The following is a 15032-nucleotide window of genomic DNA, read 5'->3' on the forward strand; positions in this document are numbered from 1 at the left end:
CCCAGAATTTCGCCAGCTTTCGTCCGACAAGCGTCCGCGCAATACAGCCTTATGATGGATTTTGAAGTTCAGCGGTGCACACGCCGCTGTGCTGCGACAGATCGAGAGCTTTCGCCAGGAGAAACGATATACTCGGTCCTGGTTCGAGATGGCGCCGAGGTTGTGCGCCAAGACTATTCTACCGAAGCCTGGGAAGGCGCTCCGGAAGGCGCCGTTGGCTGGTGGAAGTCGGAGTTGCCCAGCGGCAAGTCGCGCGGCCCCGATTGGGCGCCCAGCGACGTGATGCTCGACTACTTCGAAAGTCTGGCCGAAGATCCGACCAAAGAAGACGTCCGGTACGTAATGGCGCTGTTGATGATCCGCCGCAAGATTTTGCGGCTGGAGGATGCCGACGGAGAAGGGGAGGGACCAGAGAAACTGCTCGTCTACAGCTCGAAACGCGAGATGCAGTACGAAGTGCCAGTTGCCGATCCCAGTGCGGCGAGGATCGCCGAGATACAAACCGAAGTTGCAAAGTTACTCGATTCGGCGGCGTAGCGCCGTCGAGCGAAAGGCATGGAAGCCGTGTACGCGAAAACCTTCTGGCTGCTCTTATGGAGTGGTCTTCTCTGCATGTCGATGGGCGCGGGATGCCCTTCCATGCTACGGCCGATGCCGGTCAACAATGCGCCGATCGCCTTCGCCACCGAGCCGACCCTGGATCAGCTGATCGCCCAGGTTAATGGCAACACCATGCGAGTGCAGACGGCGGAAACGACTGGCTCGACCATTTCGATCCATGGCCTGCCGGCAATTCGGGCGAACATCTCGATGGCGCCGCCGCGCAACTTTCGCCTGACCGGCGAAGCCGCTTTGATGGGCCAGGTGCTCGACTTTGGCAGCAACGACGAAGAGTTTTGGGCTTGGACGACCGCCGACGGTTGGCCGGGGCTCGTCTATTGTCGTCACGATCAGTACCAATACAGTTCCGCCAGGCAGCTGTTGCCGGTGGAACCAACCTGGATCTCTCAGGCGATGGGCCTGGTCTACTTCGAGCCGGGAGGCAACCACCAGGGACCGTTCCCCACCACGGACGGCAACCTCGAGGTTCGTACGATCGTCAACAGTCCCAGCGGCACGATCACCAAAAGCACGATCATCGACAAGACGTACGGCTTTGTGCTGCAGCAACATGTCTATGATCAGGCGGGCAACACGCTCGCCTCGGCGCTCGCATCGGCTCATCGCTTTGATCCGACGACCGGCGTATCGATGCCGCACCGCATCGACTTGAAACTGCCGCCGGCACAGATGGAGTTCACGATCAACGTCTACGACTATCGGATCAATCAGCCGATGACGTCGGGCAACGTCTTTGTGAAGCCGCAGCGCAGCGACGCGCGAGCGATTGACCTAGCCAACATGAACCTGCAGATGATGCAGCCAGGCGCCGCTCCGCCGACCGGCGCGACGAACGTTTCGCCTGGCTTTATCCCCGCGGGCGGTAATTACCAGGCTCAGCCGCAGCCCGGCTATCAAACGCCGTCGCAATCGCCTTACCAGGTTCAGCCCTACAATCAGATGCCGCCGCAGTCGGGCGTGCCGGTGAACACGATGCCGCGGCAACCGGCGGTCAACTACTTGCCGCAGGCGCAGTACGATACGCCAAAGATGCGGGGCTTTGACGTGCGGCGGTAGATCGCAGAGTCACGGTGACAGATCGATTCGCCCGGTGTTGATATTCTGCGGTTTGGCGTTGATGTAGTTAGATGCCGAATTCCTGCAGTTTGGCGATCGCCATTTGGACGATGGAATAGTCCTCGCCAAAATCCTCCATCTGCCGCTCGATCTCGTGCTGGATTACGTCCGCCGGAAAATCGGGGGGTTGGACATCCAGGTAGCACTTGCCAAAATCTGGTAGGTAGGGTGGTCGGACGACGCTCATCTCGATGACGCGAAGCGATTCGTGGTAATATTGCAATTCCGGTATGGCGAAAATGCTTATGCGAAAGCAGCCTGTTTCCGCAAGGCGTTGGTAACAGCCAAGCTCATTCCGGAATTGACGCTCTCGCTGAAAAACCTTTACGGCAGATAAGACATTCGTCTGAAAGACGGAACCGTCCGTACCATGCCCCAAGCGGTTTTCGATTTTGATGCCTCGCAGTGCCGAATAGCTCTGAATCGTTTCTTCCAAGGAATTTTCCATGAGTACGCTTTCACGTGACGGCAGCCATTCGGCAGTTGTGGAAATTCGACTCGAAATTTCAGGCGAGGTAGTGGAAGTAGCTCAGGCAAGCGAGACCTCATTGATTCTATGCGAACCGTTGGAGATCGCTCAGCCATGCTATGGCGTCGTTTTCGTCACGGTTGACGGTGAAGAGTTTCGCCGAGATGTATTTTTCTACGAAGGGATCTCGAAATCTAGCCTGCGAGCATCCTATAGGTTGGAAGCGGAAAAAGTGTAGTTGTCACCGCATTCTAGCTTCCCCCGCTTGGCTCTATTATCCTGGGAAGAACTCAAGCCCACCTTGTTCCCCTCGGAGCCCCGCCCATGTCTCGTTTTTGCTTTGCGCTGCCGCTGGTGATGTTGTTCGCCGCTTCATTGTCTGCAGCGGATGCCGTTTCTTTGTTTGACGGCAAGACGCTGGATGGTTGGGAAGGGAAGGCGGAATGGTTTCGGGTGGAGGATGGCGCGATCGTCGCCGGTACGCTGGAAAAGTTGATTACGAACAACGAGTTTCTGTGCACCAAACAAGAGTATGGCGACTTTGAGCTTACCTTCGAGGCGAAGCTGGTCGGGCAGGGGACCAACGCCGGGGTGCAGTTTCGCAGTCAGCGAATTCCGAACCACCACGAGATGATCGGTTTCCAGTGCGACATCGGTCGTTCGCCGGCCCGCGTGATTTGGGGGTCGCTGTACGATGAGTCGCGCCGCAAGAAGTTCATGGCGGAAGGACCGGCCGAGGAAGTCGCCAAGATCGTGAAGCAGGGAGAATGGAACCAGTTGAAGGTTCGCTGCGAAGGGGCCAAGATTCAGATTTGGGTTAACGGACTAAAGACGGTCGACTACACCGAAGAGGACGCATCAATTCCGCGAACCGGGCTGATTGGCTTGCAGATCCATAGCGGACCGGCCGCCGAAGCGTCGTATCGTAATTTACGGCTGAAAAAACTATGAGCTACCCCGCAATCGAGTTCTTCTATTTCGATCTCGGCAACGTCCTGCTTTATTTTGATCACGACCTGGCTTGCCGGCAGATGGCCCAGGTTGCCGACGCCTCGGTAGAAGAGGTGCGTGACGTCGTCTTCTTCAGCGGCATGCAGGTTCGCTACGAAACCGGCGAGATCGATACGGCCGGTTTTCACGAATACTTCTGCCAGCGGACTGAGCGGCGGCCTGACATGACGGCGCTCGCCCGGGCGGCCAGTGATATCTTTGAGCCGAATCATCCGGTGATTGAAATCGCGCAGGCGCTGCACGCCCAGTCACGCCGCTTGGGGATCTTGTCGAACACCTGCGCGTGTCACTGGGAGTTTTGCATCGATGGCCGGTATCCGTTTCTCCGCGACTGCTTTGAGCAATATGTCTTGAGCTATGAAGCGAAGTCGATGAAGCCGGACGCAGGGATTTACCGCGCGGCGATTTCGCAGGCTGGGGTCGCTGCGGAGTCGATCTTCTTTGTCGACGATCGTCCGGAAAATGTGGCGGGGGCGCTGGAATGCGGACTCGACGCCGTTCTCTATAGCGGCGCAGACCGGTTACGCGCCGATCTGGTGGAACGCGGCTTTGCGTTGGGTTAGGCCGGTTGCTCCGATTGCGGCGGATACTCATGCGGTTCACTCCAATCGTAGGGGCGCGGTCGCCGAGTAACGCCTGAATTTCGCAGATTTTTGCGCCGTATCTCGAATAATTTCCTACCCTTGGTTGTCTTCCTCCACAACAGGCGACCGCCAGAGTGCGCGGTCCCAGGGGCAGGCGAAAAGCGATTCGGACCAAGTTGCCGGAATTGCAATTCACGGGAGCGAATGACCGGAATGAACAAGAAGGTGCTTCACGTCGACGATGATCCGCAGATTCTGCGAATCGTCGGTAAACAGTTATCCAATGCTGGATACGAAGTGATTTCTCTGGACCAGCCGGAGAAAGCGATGAAAACTCTGCTCGACAGTTCGATTCGAGTTTGCATTCTTGATATCGAAATGCCGCGAATCAACGGTTTGGATTTGTTGCGGGACATCAAGCAATACGATGGCGGAATTCAGGTCATCATGTTGACCGGTCTCGTCACGCTATCGACGGTGCTCGATTCAATGCGATTTGGGGCCGAAGGCTGCTTGTTTAAGCCGGTTACGGAATTTGAGCCGTTGATCGAAGTGTTGACCGCGGCGTTTGAAAAGAACGAGCGTTGGTGGATCGCCTTGCACGACTTGAAACAACGTCAACTTGCCTAATCCCGTTTCCTGTGCGTACCGGCCCTCCGCCGGAAGATTAGAGCGAAAATGAGTGATAACGACGCCAACAACGAACTTCTGGCAGGCTTCATCGACGAGTCGATGAACGCTATCGGGGAACTGCCGGCGCTGCTCACCGAGTTCAAAAACGACTCGAGCAACGCGGAAGCGGTTCACTCGGTGTTTCGAACTGTTCACTCGATCAAAGGCAACGCCGGTTTCTTCGGCTTGACGGCGATTAAGAAGTTCGCCCACTCGCTCGAAAACGCCCTGGACGAAGTACGCAACCAAAAAACGCCGCTCACCGAAGATCTGTGCCGGGCGTTGATCGAAGGGATCGACTCGCTCGACCAAATGCTGCATGCGGTCGAGAACCAGACGCACAGCGAAACGCTCAGCGAAGCCGATCTGAAACTGTTGGAACAGGTCGCCGTCCTCTCAAAAACCAAAGTCGAAGGTGGCAGCGAAGATTCGGCCGCCGACGCACTGCTGGCCGAACTGCTGGAAATGGCGGAGGAAATGACCGCCGCTGGATTCCCGGAGTCGCTTCACTGGGCCGAGCGACTGCGTGGGCTTGGTCAGGTGTCGACGCCCGAGGCCGCCGAGCAGGCGATCTTGTCGCCGGCTGACATGCTCGCGAACGAATTCGTGATCGGCGGCGTGGAAGCGACGATGACGGTTCGCCGACTGATCGAAATGTTCATCAAGGCCGAGACCGAGCCGTTTGACGATGATCGCTCGACCGCTTTCATCGAAGCGATGGCCGAACTGAAGCTGTGCGCTCGCAATGGCTCCGAAACGGCGCTGCTGAACGCCGTCGACGAAGCCGGCCGAAACTTCAAGACAATCTACGATAGTGGCATCGGCGTCGATTCGATGTTGCTGAGCATCGTTTGGGAGCAGATCGCGCCCGCTTTACAAAGCCGGGCGCCGCAGCCCGAACCGACGCCCGAGCCGGAAGTCGCCGCCCCGCCGGAAGCGGCCGCCCCGAAGTCGCCCGAAGGCGAGTCGGCCGATGGCGAAGCGGCCAAGGAAAAAGGCGCCAGCAGCAAGAAGACCAAGTTCCTGCGGGTCAACGAAGAGAGCATCGATAACTTCCTGGATGACGTCTCCAGTTTGTTCATCACCTGCGAACGGCTGAAAGACATCCAAAGCCGCATGTCGCACGCTGCCGAAGTGCAGGAACTGATCGAAGAGCTGCGGCAGGTCAACATCTCGTTCAGCATGCAGGCCAACGCCTTGCAGAAGAGCGTCGTCTCGCTCCGTCGCGTGCCGATTCGCGGGATGTTCTCGAAGTTTCCGCGGATGGCTCGCAGCCTGGCCAGCAGCCTGGGCAAAAAGCTGGACGTCCATCTGGCGGGCGAAGAGCTGGAAGTCGACAAGTCGCTGCTAGAAGAGCTCGACGCTCCGCTGACGCATATGATTCGTAACGTCGCGGACCATGCCTTGGAAACGCCCGAAGATCGTCAGGCTCGCGGCCTGAACGAAGTCGGCAACCTGTGGCTGGGCGCCGAGATTACCCGTACGCATGTCTTGATCACGATTCGCGACGACGGCCGCGGCATCGATCCCAATCGGCTCCGTCGCAAGGCGACCGAGAGCGGCGCGATTACCGAGGCGCACGCCGAGCGGATGTCGGATCAAGAAGCGATCGAACTGATCTTCCACCCCGGACTTTCGACCGCCGAACAGGTGACCGAAATCTCGGGACGCGGCGTCGGTATGGACGTCGTCCGGACGATGGTTCAAGACAATGGCGGTGAGATCCGGCTCGAATCGACTCTGGACGTGGGGACCACCTTCACGATCGAGATTCCGATTCGCCAAGCGGTTCTGGTGATCGACGGTCTGCTGATCAACGAAGGGGACGAACGATTCGTCGTTCCGTTCGATTCGATCCGCGAAGTGATCGACTTGCCGTACGAAGAGTTGAAAACCGCTGGCGGCGCGCCGGTGGTGACGCTGCGAGGAACGACCTACGCCGCCGTTTCGCTGGCGGAAACGCTCGCTATTCCGCAGCCGGAAGTCAAAAAGAAGAGCGATCGTCTGTCGGCGGTTTTGATGACCAGCAAACAAGGGGACGCCTGTTTGATGGTCGAAAAGGTTGTCGGCAAGCGAAAGGTGGTGGTCAACAGTCTGCAGGACATCTTGCCTGACGTCCGCTCGATCAGCGGCGTCGCCCAATTGGGCGGCGGCGAACTGGCCTTGGTGTTGTCGACGGCCGAAATCGTCCGCACGCTCCGTCGTTAAGACGGACGACGAAAAAAGCCGCCTGGGCGAAAATCCCAGACGGCTTATTCTGTCAACGCGAAGCGAAAACCAGTCGCTTACATGTAGCGATTGAAGAGGTTTTCGAGCATCTCTTGGCGACCACTTTGATTCGCCTCGGCCTCTCCCTTGCCCAGCATGTATTTCTCCAGCGACTTGAGATCATGCTTGCCGGCTTCGATTTCGGCGCCGACGCCGCTTGCCCAACTGCTGTAGCGCTCGGCGACGAACTTGTCGAATTCCCCCTCGGCTCGGATCGCGGCGGCGATTTTCAAGCCCTTGGCGAACGCGTCCATTCCGCCGACGTGGGCGTAGAACAGGTCGAGCGGCTCAAAGCTTTCTCGGCGAACCTTGGCGTCAAAGTTGACGCCGCCGCTGCCGAGGCCGCCGTACTTCAGGATCGACAGCATCACTTCGGCGGTCAGGTAGTAGTTGGTCGGGAACTGGTCGGTGTCCCAGCCCAACAGCAGGTCGCCGGTGTTGGCGTCGATCGAACCGAGGATGCCGTTCATGCCGGCGTATTCCAACTCGTGCTGCATCGTATGCGAGGCGAGCGTCGCGTGGTTGGTTTCCAGGTTCATCTTGAAGTGCTTGTCGAGATCGTACGTCTTCAAGAACGCCAGGCAGTTGGCGGTGTCGAAATCGTACTGATGCTTGGTCGGCTCTTTCGGCTTCGGCTCGATCAAGAATTGCCCCGTGAAGCCAATTTCCTTGGCGTAGTCGACCGCCATGTGAAAGAACTTCGCCAGGTGGTCGAGTTCCCGCTTCATGTCGGTGTTCAGCAGGTTCTGGTAACCTTCGCGACCGCCCCAGAAGACATAGTTCTCGCCTCCCAGCTCCTTGGTGATCTCCAGGCATTTTTTGGTTTGGGCGGCGGCGAAGGCGAACGCGTCGGCGTTGCAGCTGGTCGCCGCGCCATGCATGTACCGCGGATTGCTGAATAGGTTACAGGTGCCCCACAGCAGTTTTACGCCGGTCCGCTCTTGCTCTTCCTTCAGCGCGGCGGCGACCTGATCGAAGATCTTGTTGGTTTCGCTCAGCGAGGCGCCTTCCGGAGCGACGTCGCGATCATGAAACGCGTAGTACGGCGCCCCCAGCTTCTCAATGAACTCAAAAGCGACCCGCGTGCGCTTTACCGCGTTTTCGACGCTGTCGCTGCCGTCATCCCACGGACGAACGGCGGTGCCGGGTCCAAACGGGTCGGCGCCGGTTCCGCGAAACGTGTGCCAGTAGACGACGCTGAAGCGAAGGTGATCGCGCATCGTCTTGCCTTCGATCACTTCGTCTGGGTTATACCAGCGGTAGGCCAACGGGTTTTTCGAGTCAGGACCTTCGTACTGGATCTTGTCGACTTCGGGGAACGCAGACATGTCGGTGCTTCGCTCAAAGATGAAAAGGGCGGGGCGAGTGGTTAGCGTCACGCCAGAGGCGAAACGACGTAGATTTTCCACGCGACGAATCGACTAGAGTGGAAGTGTGCATCATAAAGCGCGATGTAGCGGCGTACAACCGACAGGGGTTCCGCGAACCTAAGATATTTTACAAACGCGATACAAGCACTTGCTTATTGAGCCCGGTTACTCACCGCGACGCCGAGACGAGAATTTGGCCTGCAACCAGTCTCCTAGGCGTGGAGAAATCTGGGCGACGGCAAACAGAATCCGCGCTTTCCAAGGGAGGATGAGATCTTGTTTACGTTGCTCACAACTTTGCAGGATCGAACTTGCCAACCTGTCGGGATCGAGCGCCTTCAGTTTCACCCCAGCGCCGGGCTTCCGCGCTTCCGCGGGCAGATTGTCCATCTGGTGGTCATAGCGGTTGCCGGCGTCCTCGCGAGCGATCGGGCCGGGGCAGACCAGCATCACGTGAACCCCATCGTCGGCCAGTTCTAAACGCAGCTGTTGCGTAAACCCGGCCAGAGCGAACTTGGTGGTGGCGTAAGGGCCGATAAAGCGAGCGGCCTGTTTCGAGGCGAGCGAGCCGATATTGACGATATGCCCCTGGCGACCAGTCAGCAGCGGGGCGAACGCCTGAACGCAACGAATCGCCGTCATCACGTTCAGTTCCCATTGGTGGCGAAAATCGGCCAGTTGGGTTTCGAGCAACTTGCCGCGGGATGAGACGCCAACATTGTTGACCAGCAGATCGATTCCGCCAAACCGCGACTCGATTTCCCGTTCGAGACGTTTGACGTCCTCGTCCGAGGTAACGTCGGCCGTCAGCGGGATCGCCTGGCCGGGCAGCGACGTTAGCTCTTCGGCGGCGGCCGACAGCGCCGCTTCCTCACGCGCGACCAGAACGACGGTCGCTCCCTGGCGGACAAGCTGACGGGCGATCGCCAGGCCTAAACCACGCGATGCGCCGGTGACCAGGGCGACTTTTTCATTCCAATACGGCATCCGGTCGCTGTTTCGCTAAGAGATTCTGGGAGGAGAAACCTTCGCGATGATAACGAAAAAGCCTCGGCAGGCAATTGCCCAACCGAGGCCCGGGGTGTTGCGAGAACGGGGCGTTCTCTCACTACGCAGTGACTTCGTATCCCTTGCGGGCTTCGCGAGCCAACCAGCCGTTGGCTTGCTCGTCTCCTACAATTTGCTCCGATTTTTCGTCCCACTTCACCGTCCGGTCGAACCGCAGCGCGATGTTGGCCAGATGACAGGTCGTCATGGCGCGATGGTGCGAGTAGACGTCGGAGATTGGCTCTTTCCGCGATTTGACGCATTCAAAGAAGTTCGTCATGTGGGCGTTGCCCCGGGCTGGGGTCGATCCCTTGTAGACCTTCTGTATCGCATCTTCCGGCAGCGGGTTCGTCTTGAACTCTTCGACCGGGGCGCCGACCAGCTTGCCGCGGTTAACCATGAAGCGGCCCTTGGTTCCCTCGAACATCACACCGTTGCCAAACCCGAGATCGTTGCACTCGTTGCGAATGACGACTTCGATATCGCGGGGGAAGGTCGCTTTGACGTGAAATTCGGTCGGCGTGTTGTAACGATCGTCCTGCGTCGGCATGCCGTCCTCGAACGGGGTCGGGAACTTCGCCATGATCGGCTCTAGGCTGAGCGGACCGCCGACGCCTTGTTGATCGAGACCCCACTGGGCGATGTCGACATGATGGGCCCCCCAGTCGGTCATCTTGCCGCCAGAGTATTCAAACCACCAGCGAAATTCGTAGTGGCAACGCGAGTTGCCCCAGCCTCCGCCCGGCTTAAAGCGATAGTCGACCAGCGGAGCTTGGCCCAGCCATTTTTCCCAGTTGAGCTGTTTGGGAACTTCGGCGATCGGAATCGGACCGCTGGTGGGCGAGCCGCCGATGGCGACATGCACTTTTTGGATGTCGCCAATGCGGCCCTCATTGATCAGGGCGATCGCCTTCAGGAAAAGCTGCCCCATTTCGCTGCGCTGTTGGGTGCCAACCTGGAAGACGCGGCCGGTCTCTTTGGCGACCTTGCAGATCTTTTTGCCTTCGTCGATCGTCAGCGTCAGCGGTTTTTCGCAGTAGACGTCCTTCCCGGCCTTCATCGCTTCGATCGCGATTTTTGAGTGCCAGTGGTCGGGCGTCACGATCGTCACAATCTCGACATCGTTGCGATCGAGGATCTTGCGGTAGTCTTCGTAGACGTCGACTTTCCGCTCGCGCCCCTGCTTCTTCATTTCGGCTTCGCACCGCTGACGAGCTTTGTCGGCGTGATCGGCGTCGACATCGCAGACAGCGACGACGTCGCCCAACTTCATCGCGTTGGGGCCCACAGCATTCCACCGCGAGCCAGTTCCGATGCAACCAACCAGCGGCCGATCATTGGCCGCGTCCGCTTTTTGTTCGTCGGCGATGACCGGACTGCTGGTCAGAAAATAAGGAACGCTCGCTCCGGCAGTGGCGATGGCGCTCTGTTTCAGAAAGTCGCGTCGGCTTGAGTTACTCACTTGGGAATCTCCGTAGGTGGTCGGATAGACGTAGGCTCATGAGTCTAAGCCGGGGCCGGGCGAGTCTCTAGTTTGGCGGGAAAGTCCTTGCGTCTGTTTGCGCATTTATGGCGAGGCTTCGCTCAGTCTAACCCTTCGGGAACCCGCAATCCAGTTCTTTGCAGGGAATGGCAGATAAAAGTTGTTGAAAAAGCAAATTTCCGCAATTTGCCTTCGTGAAAACGTGAAGCGATTTTCATTTTGAAACCCAGTGCCCTCATTGGGCCGGGGTGATGTAGAAACGGGACGCGTTAAGCCGGGACAATGATCGCCTAAATTCCGTTAACAGCGGGCAGGTGATACTATCCGCTAGTTATGCCGAGAAGAGGGGGATTACGGGGGCTGGAAGCGGCGGTATCCCTAGTCGTCACTTTCTTAGGAATGAACTAGAGTACATCGAATTGATAGGCAACGGTTTCGCATTTTGAAGGTCGTCGATATGTCCGCAGCCCGCTTACTTCCTCAGCGTGCCCGCACCAAAATTGTTGCGACGGTTGGTCCCGCGTGTAACACCCCCGAAATGCTGGAGCAGATGATGCTCGCAGGGGTCGATGTGTTCCGGCTGAACCTCGCTCACGGCGAACTGACCGAACATTCTCGCATCGTCACGACGATTCGCGAGATCAGCGAACGTCTGAAGAAGCCGGTCGCGGCGTTGGCCGACTTGTCGGGCCCGAAGATCCGGCTGGGCACGCTCGTCGAAGATCCGATCTACTGCCAAGAAGAGCAGATGTTCCGCTTCGTGCGCGGCGACGCCGCTAGTGATCCGTACGAACTGGTCTGCAATTACGAACCGCTGATTGACGAAGTCAAAGTTGGCGACGACGTGATGCTGGCCGACGGTACGATCACGATGGAGGTGGTCGAAAAGACCGACGACACGCTGACCTGTGTGGTCGTCGCTGGCGGCATCCTGCGGAGTCGCCAGGGCATCAACCTTCCGGGGACGAAGCTGGGCGTCGAGACGATCACGCCCCGAGATCGCGATCACGTTCGTTGGGCCGCCGAAACCGACCTCGACTACGTCAGCCTGAGCTTTGTTCGCGAAGCGGATGACATTCGCCAATTGCGCGATCTGCTGCAGGCGCACGAGTCGCGGGCCATGGTGATCGCCAAGATTGAAAAACGAGAAGCGCTGGAGAACCTCGAAGAAATCGTCGAGGTTTCCAATGGCGTGATGGTCGCTCGCGGCGATCTTGGCGTCGAAATCGACGTTGCGGAAGTCGCCGCCGCCCAAAAGCGAATTGTCAAAACCTGCACGCGAATCGGTCGTCCGGTGATCGTGGCGACGCAGATGCTCGACAGCATGACCAAGAACTCGCGTCCGACCCGTGCCGAAGCGACCGACGTTGCGAACGCGATTTTGGATGGCGCCGACGCTTGTATGTTGTCGCAGGAAACGGCGGTTGGCGAGCACCCGGTTACCGTCATCAAGATGATGAACCGCATCATGTTGGCGACCGAGAAGATGTTGTGCGACGACCTGTCGCAAATGCATCGCCCCGAAGAAATCGGTCTGGTTCATCCGGTCACGCAAGCGGTCGTTTCCGGCGCCACCCGTACTGCGGATCTGCTGAACGCCAAGCTGATGGTGATGGCGACCCGCACCGGCGGCACCGCCCTGACCAAGGCGAAGATTCGCGACTGCATTCCGACAATCGGCGTCAGCGACTCGAAAGCGGCCCTCCGCCGAATGTGTCTCTACTGGGGCATTATTCCGATCGAAGGGGCGCCGGTGCACAACGGCATCCAACTCCGCCGCTTTATCGACAAATGGGGCGCTGACTTTGGTTTGCTGAAGCCGAATGATCGCGTCATCTTTGTGACCGGCGGCGGCATCATGCAGTCGGCCGAGTACATCGTCGTGGTGCACAAGGTCGAAGCGCCCGAAGGTACCGGCACGTCCGAGTAGCCAAATCGTCTATCGGCGCGTCGTCGTCGAACTGGAATGTCGCATCGCCTGGCGCCAACTTTGAAACAGCTGCCAAGCGAAATGGAAAATCGTCAGACCGCCGATGCCGCCCAGCGCCGCGCCGCTGGCCAGGCAGAGGGCGAAGACGTTGGGTTTCCAGATCTCCTGGGGCGACCAATAGCTGCCGGCGATGACGACGGCGATCGCTCCCAAGATTGCCATGACGGCGGTAACCCCATAACCGAACCTGCTGATGCGGGTCGTCTCTCCCAGTTGCATTCGCGGCGCGTATTCGTCGTCTGACAGCGGATCTTCCTCGGCCTGGGGTAGAGGTTTGGGGCTGCCGGTCCCTCGCCGCTTGAGCCGCGTGCCGACATAATTGCCCGCGACATGGCCAAAAACGGTCAGCGAAAATAGGATCAAAGCCGCTGAGGCGATCGGGCTGACCAATTTCGCCACAGCAAAGGCCGCTCCGAGCAGCGCAATGACAATCCCTAGACCGCGGAGCGAAAACCGCGGCGGCGGCAAATCGGGTTCAGGATCAGTCGCCTGATCAGGAGGTGTACGCGGGCGGATCAAAAATTGGCCATTCCAACGAAGGTGAAAGCATGTCCGGAACTGCTATTGCCGGAATTCTTTCCGTTTGAGAGGTTTAGTGCGAGAAATTTTGTCGTAGAAGCCGCAGAATGTCGATTTTTACGAACAATCGCCGTCGCGATACGTCTAATCATTGTAAGGTTTTGCAGGTCGACGATTTTCGTCGTTGTCAGGCAAGTGAAGAGGCGAGAGAAAAATGTGGACCCTCACTATTTTGGGCGTGATTGTCGTCGTGGCCATTGCCATGACGGTTCATGACCTCTGGCAGACGAAACATGCAATTCTAAAGAATTTTCCGGTCATTGGTCACTTTCGCTACTGGCTTGAGGCGATCGGCCCCGAACTGCGCCAGTACATCGTGACCAGCAACAACGAAGAGCGGCCGTTCAGCCGTGACCAGCGAACCTGGGTCTACGCCTCGTCGAAGCGAGAAAACAACTACTTTGGCTTCGGCACCGATGATGATCTGGAGTCGTCGACCAACCATCTGATTATCAAGCACGCGGCGTTTCCGATTCACGATCCGCATCCTGGCGAGCGCGACTTCGATCAAGAGTTCCGCATTCCCTGTGCGAAAGTGATGGGCGCTTATCGCGGACGTCGTCATGCGTTTCGGCCGAAGAGCGTCGTCAACGTGTCGGGCATGAGCTTCGGTTCGCTCAGCGGTCCCGCGATTGAAGCGCTCAACATCGGCAGCAAGTTGGCTGGCTGTTGGCATAATACCGGCGAAGGGGGAATCAGCCCGTACCATCGTCGCGGCGGCGACTTGATGCTGCAGATCGGTACCGGCTACTTCGGCTGTCGTGATTCCAACGGCAACTTCGATCTCGGCAAGTTCAAAGAGGTCGTGGCCGCGAACCCGGTGCGCGCCGTCGAAATCAAGCTGAGCCAAGGCGCCAAGCCGGGGGTCGGCGGCTTCTTGCCTTCGGCCAAGATTACCGAAGAGATTTCGCGAATCCGCGGCATCCCCCGGGGTCGCGACTGCGCCAGTCCCTCGAACCACACCGCCTTTGGCGACGTCGACCAGATGCTCGACTTTGTCGAGATGTTGGCCGATGCGACCGGCGTGCCGGTTGGCATCAAGGCAGCCGTTGGTGAGATGCACTTCTGGACCGATCTGGCCGAACAGATGGCCCGCACGCATCGCGGCGTCGACTTCATCACGATCGACGGCGGCGAAGGGGGGACCGGCGCCGCACCGCTGGTCTTCGCCGATCACGTGGCGTTGCCGTTCAAGATTGGGTTTGGTCGCGTCTATCGCGAGTTTGTGAAATTTGACGTTCATCACCATGTGGTCTTTAACGGCTCGGGCAAGCTCGGCTTTCCCGAGACCGGCTTGTTTGCGATGGCGCTGGGCTGCGATACGATCTCGGTCGCGCGCGAAGCGATGCTCTCGATCGGCTGCATTCAAGCTCAGCGATGCCATACCGGACATTGCCCCGCCGGAGTCGCGACGCAAAACTGGTGGCTGAAGCGGGGGCTCGATCCGACGCTCAAGTCTTTCCGTGTGGCGAACTACGTGGCGACCTTGCGAAAAGAGCTGTTGCGTTTGAGCCGGGCCTGCGGCGCGGTTCATCCTTCGCTGGTGACGCTGGATCACTTTGACGTGCTGGACGATCGACTGCAGGCGATCGCGGCGACGACGCTGTTTGATCATCGGGCCGAATGGGGACTTCCCTCGGCGGAGGACCAGGCGACGATCCGGCAGATCATGACCGCTCCGCTGAGCGATCGCGATTCGCTGGTCAAGGTGAACGGCAAGCGGCATCGCACGCTCGTCGAATCGGGCGCATAAAAAGATCGCTGTTGAAATGCGGAATTCATTGGCGGCGCTCCCCGTCTTCCGACTACATTGAACGACTTC

14 protein-coding genes are annotated in these 15032 nt (G+C 58.5%); 9 read left to right on the forward strand and 5 right to left on the reverse strand.

All coding sequences use genetic code 11. From position 1 onward, the window contains the following. Nucleotides 1-162 precede the first annotated feature (162 nt). On the forward strand, nt 163-537 hold the full coding sequence (locus Enr8_RS07170) for a hypothetical protein (protein ID WP_146429882.1): 375 nt from the start codon (nt 163-165) through the stop codon (nt 535-537). Nucleotides 538-639: 102 nt separating this feature from the next. Next, nucleotides 640-1677, forward strand: coding sequence for a hypothetical protein (locus tag Enr8_RS07175; RefSeq protein ID WP_146429883.1), 1038 nt, complete (start codon nt 640-642; stop codon nt 1675-1677). Nucleotides 1678-1744: 67 nt separating this feature from the next. Here the strand turns inward: Enr8_RS07175 and Enr8_RS07180 are convergent, their stop codons facing one another. Beyond that, nucleotides 1745-2173 (reverse strand): hypothetical protein, encoded by a 429-nt coding sequence (locus Enr8_RS07180; protein ID WP_146429884.1) that lies wholly within the window; start codon nt 2171-2173, stop codon nt 1745-1747. A gap of 10 nt (nt 2174-2183) precedes the next feature. Here Enr8_RS07180 and Enr8_RS07185 point away from each other — a divergent pair, with 10 nt between their 5' ends. The 5 genes from Enr8_RS07185 (at nt 2184) to Enr8_RS07205 (ending at nt 6681) form a co-directional block, all read left to right on the forward strand. Next, complete coding sequence (locus Enr8_RS07185) at nt 2184-2444, forward strand: hypothetical protein (RefSeq protein ID WP_146429885.1); 261 nt, start codon at nt 2184-2186, stop codon at nt 2442-2444. Nucleotides 2445-2530: 86 nt separating this feature from the next. Continuing rightward, on the forward strand, nt 2531-3157 hold the full coding sequence (locus Enr8_RS07190) for a 3-keto-disaccharide hydrolase (RefSeq protein WP_146429886.1): 627 nt from the start codon (nt 2531-2533) through the stop codon (nt 3155-3157). Continuing rightward, the gene (locus Enr8_RS07195) at nt 3154-3780 is read left to right on the forward strand and encodes an HAD family hydrolase (RefSeq protein WP_146429887.1); all 627 of its coding nucleotides are present in this window, start codon (nt 3154-3156) and stop codon (nt 3778-3780) included. Before Enr8_RS07190 ends, Enr8_RS07195 begins: the two co-directional genes overlap by 4 nt. A gap of 225 nt (nt 3781-4005) precedes the next feature. Beyond that, nucleotides 4006-4431 carry a response regulator gene (locus Enr8_RS07200; RefSeq protein WP_146429888.1) on the forward strand — a complete coding sequence of 142 codons (426 nt, stop codon included), beginning with the start codon at nt 4006-4008 and terminating at the stop codon, nt 4429-4431. Between the two features lie 48 nt (nt 4432-4479). Further along, complete coding sequence (locus Enr8_RS07205; RefSeq protein ID WP_146429889.1) at nt 4480-6681, forward strand: chemotaxis protein CheA; 2202 nt, start codon at nt 4480-4482, stop codon at nt 6679-6681. Nucleotides 6682-6758: 77 nt separating this feature from the next. On the opposite strand, the gene xylA is transcribed toward Enr8_RS07205, so the two are convergent. The 3 genes from xylA to Enr8_RS07220 all read right to left on the reverse strand — a co-directional run bounded on the left by xylA (nt 6759) and on the right by Enr8_RS07220 (nt 10620). Beyond that, nucleotides 6759-8069: a xylose isomerase gene (xylA, locus tag Enr8_RS07210; protein WP_146429890.1), complete on the reverse strand. Its 1311-nt coding sequence runs from the start codon at nt 8067-8069 to the stop codon at nt 6759-6761. A gap of 207 nt (nt 8070-8276) precedes the next feature. Next, on the reverse strand, nt 8277-9098 hold the full coding sequence (locus Enr8_RS07215; RefSeq protein ID WP_146429891.1) for an SDR family NAD(P)-dependent oxidoreductase: 822 nt from the start codon (nt 9096-9098) through the stop codon (nt 8277-8279). 121 nt (nt 9099-9219) lie between these two features. Continuing rightward, complete coding sequence (locus tag Enr8_RS07220; protein ID WP_146429892.1) at nt 9220-10620, reverse strand: Gfo/Idh/MocA family protein; 1401 nt, start codon at nt 10618-10620, stop codon at nt 9220-9222. 478 nt (nt 10621-11098) lie between these two features. Here Enr8_RS07220 and pyk point away from each other — a divergent pair, with 478 nt between their 5' ends. Continuing rightward, entirely contained in the window at nt 11099-12571 is a 1473-nt protein-coding gene (gene pyk, locus Enr8_RS07225) for a pyruvate kinase (protein WP_146429893.1), read from the forward strand. Nucleotides 12572-12580: 9 nt separating this feature from the next. Here pyk and Enr8_RS07230 read toward each other — a convergent pair whose 3' ends face one another. Beyond that, nucleotides 12581-13030: a hypothetical protein gene (locus tag Enr8_RS07230; protein ID WP_146429894.1), complete on the reverse strand. Its 450-nt coding sequence runs from the start codon at nt 13028-13030 to the stop codon at nt 12581-12583. Between the two features lie 334 nt (nt 13031-13364). Between Enr8_RS07230 and Enr8_RS07235 the strand changes: the two genes are divergently transcribed. Continuing rightward, on the forward strand, nt 13365-14963 hold the full coding sequence (locus Enr8_RS07235) for an FMN-binding glutamate synthase family protein (protein ID WP_146429895.1): 1599 nt from the start codon (nt 13365-13367) through the stop codon (nt 14961-14963). Nucleotides 14964-15032: the final 69 nt, after the last annotated feature.

This window comes from Blastopirellula retiformator (assembly GCF_007859755.1).
Lineage (GTDB): Bacteria > Planctomycetota > Planctomycetia > Pirellulales > Pirellulaceae > Blastopirellula > Blastopirellula retiformator.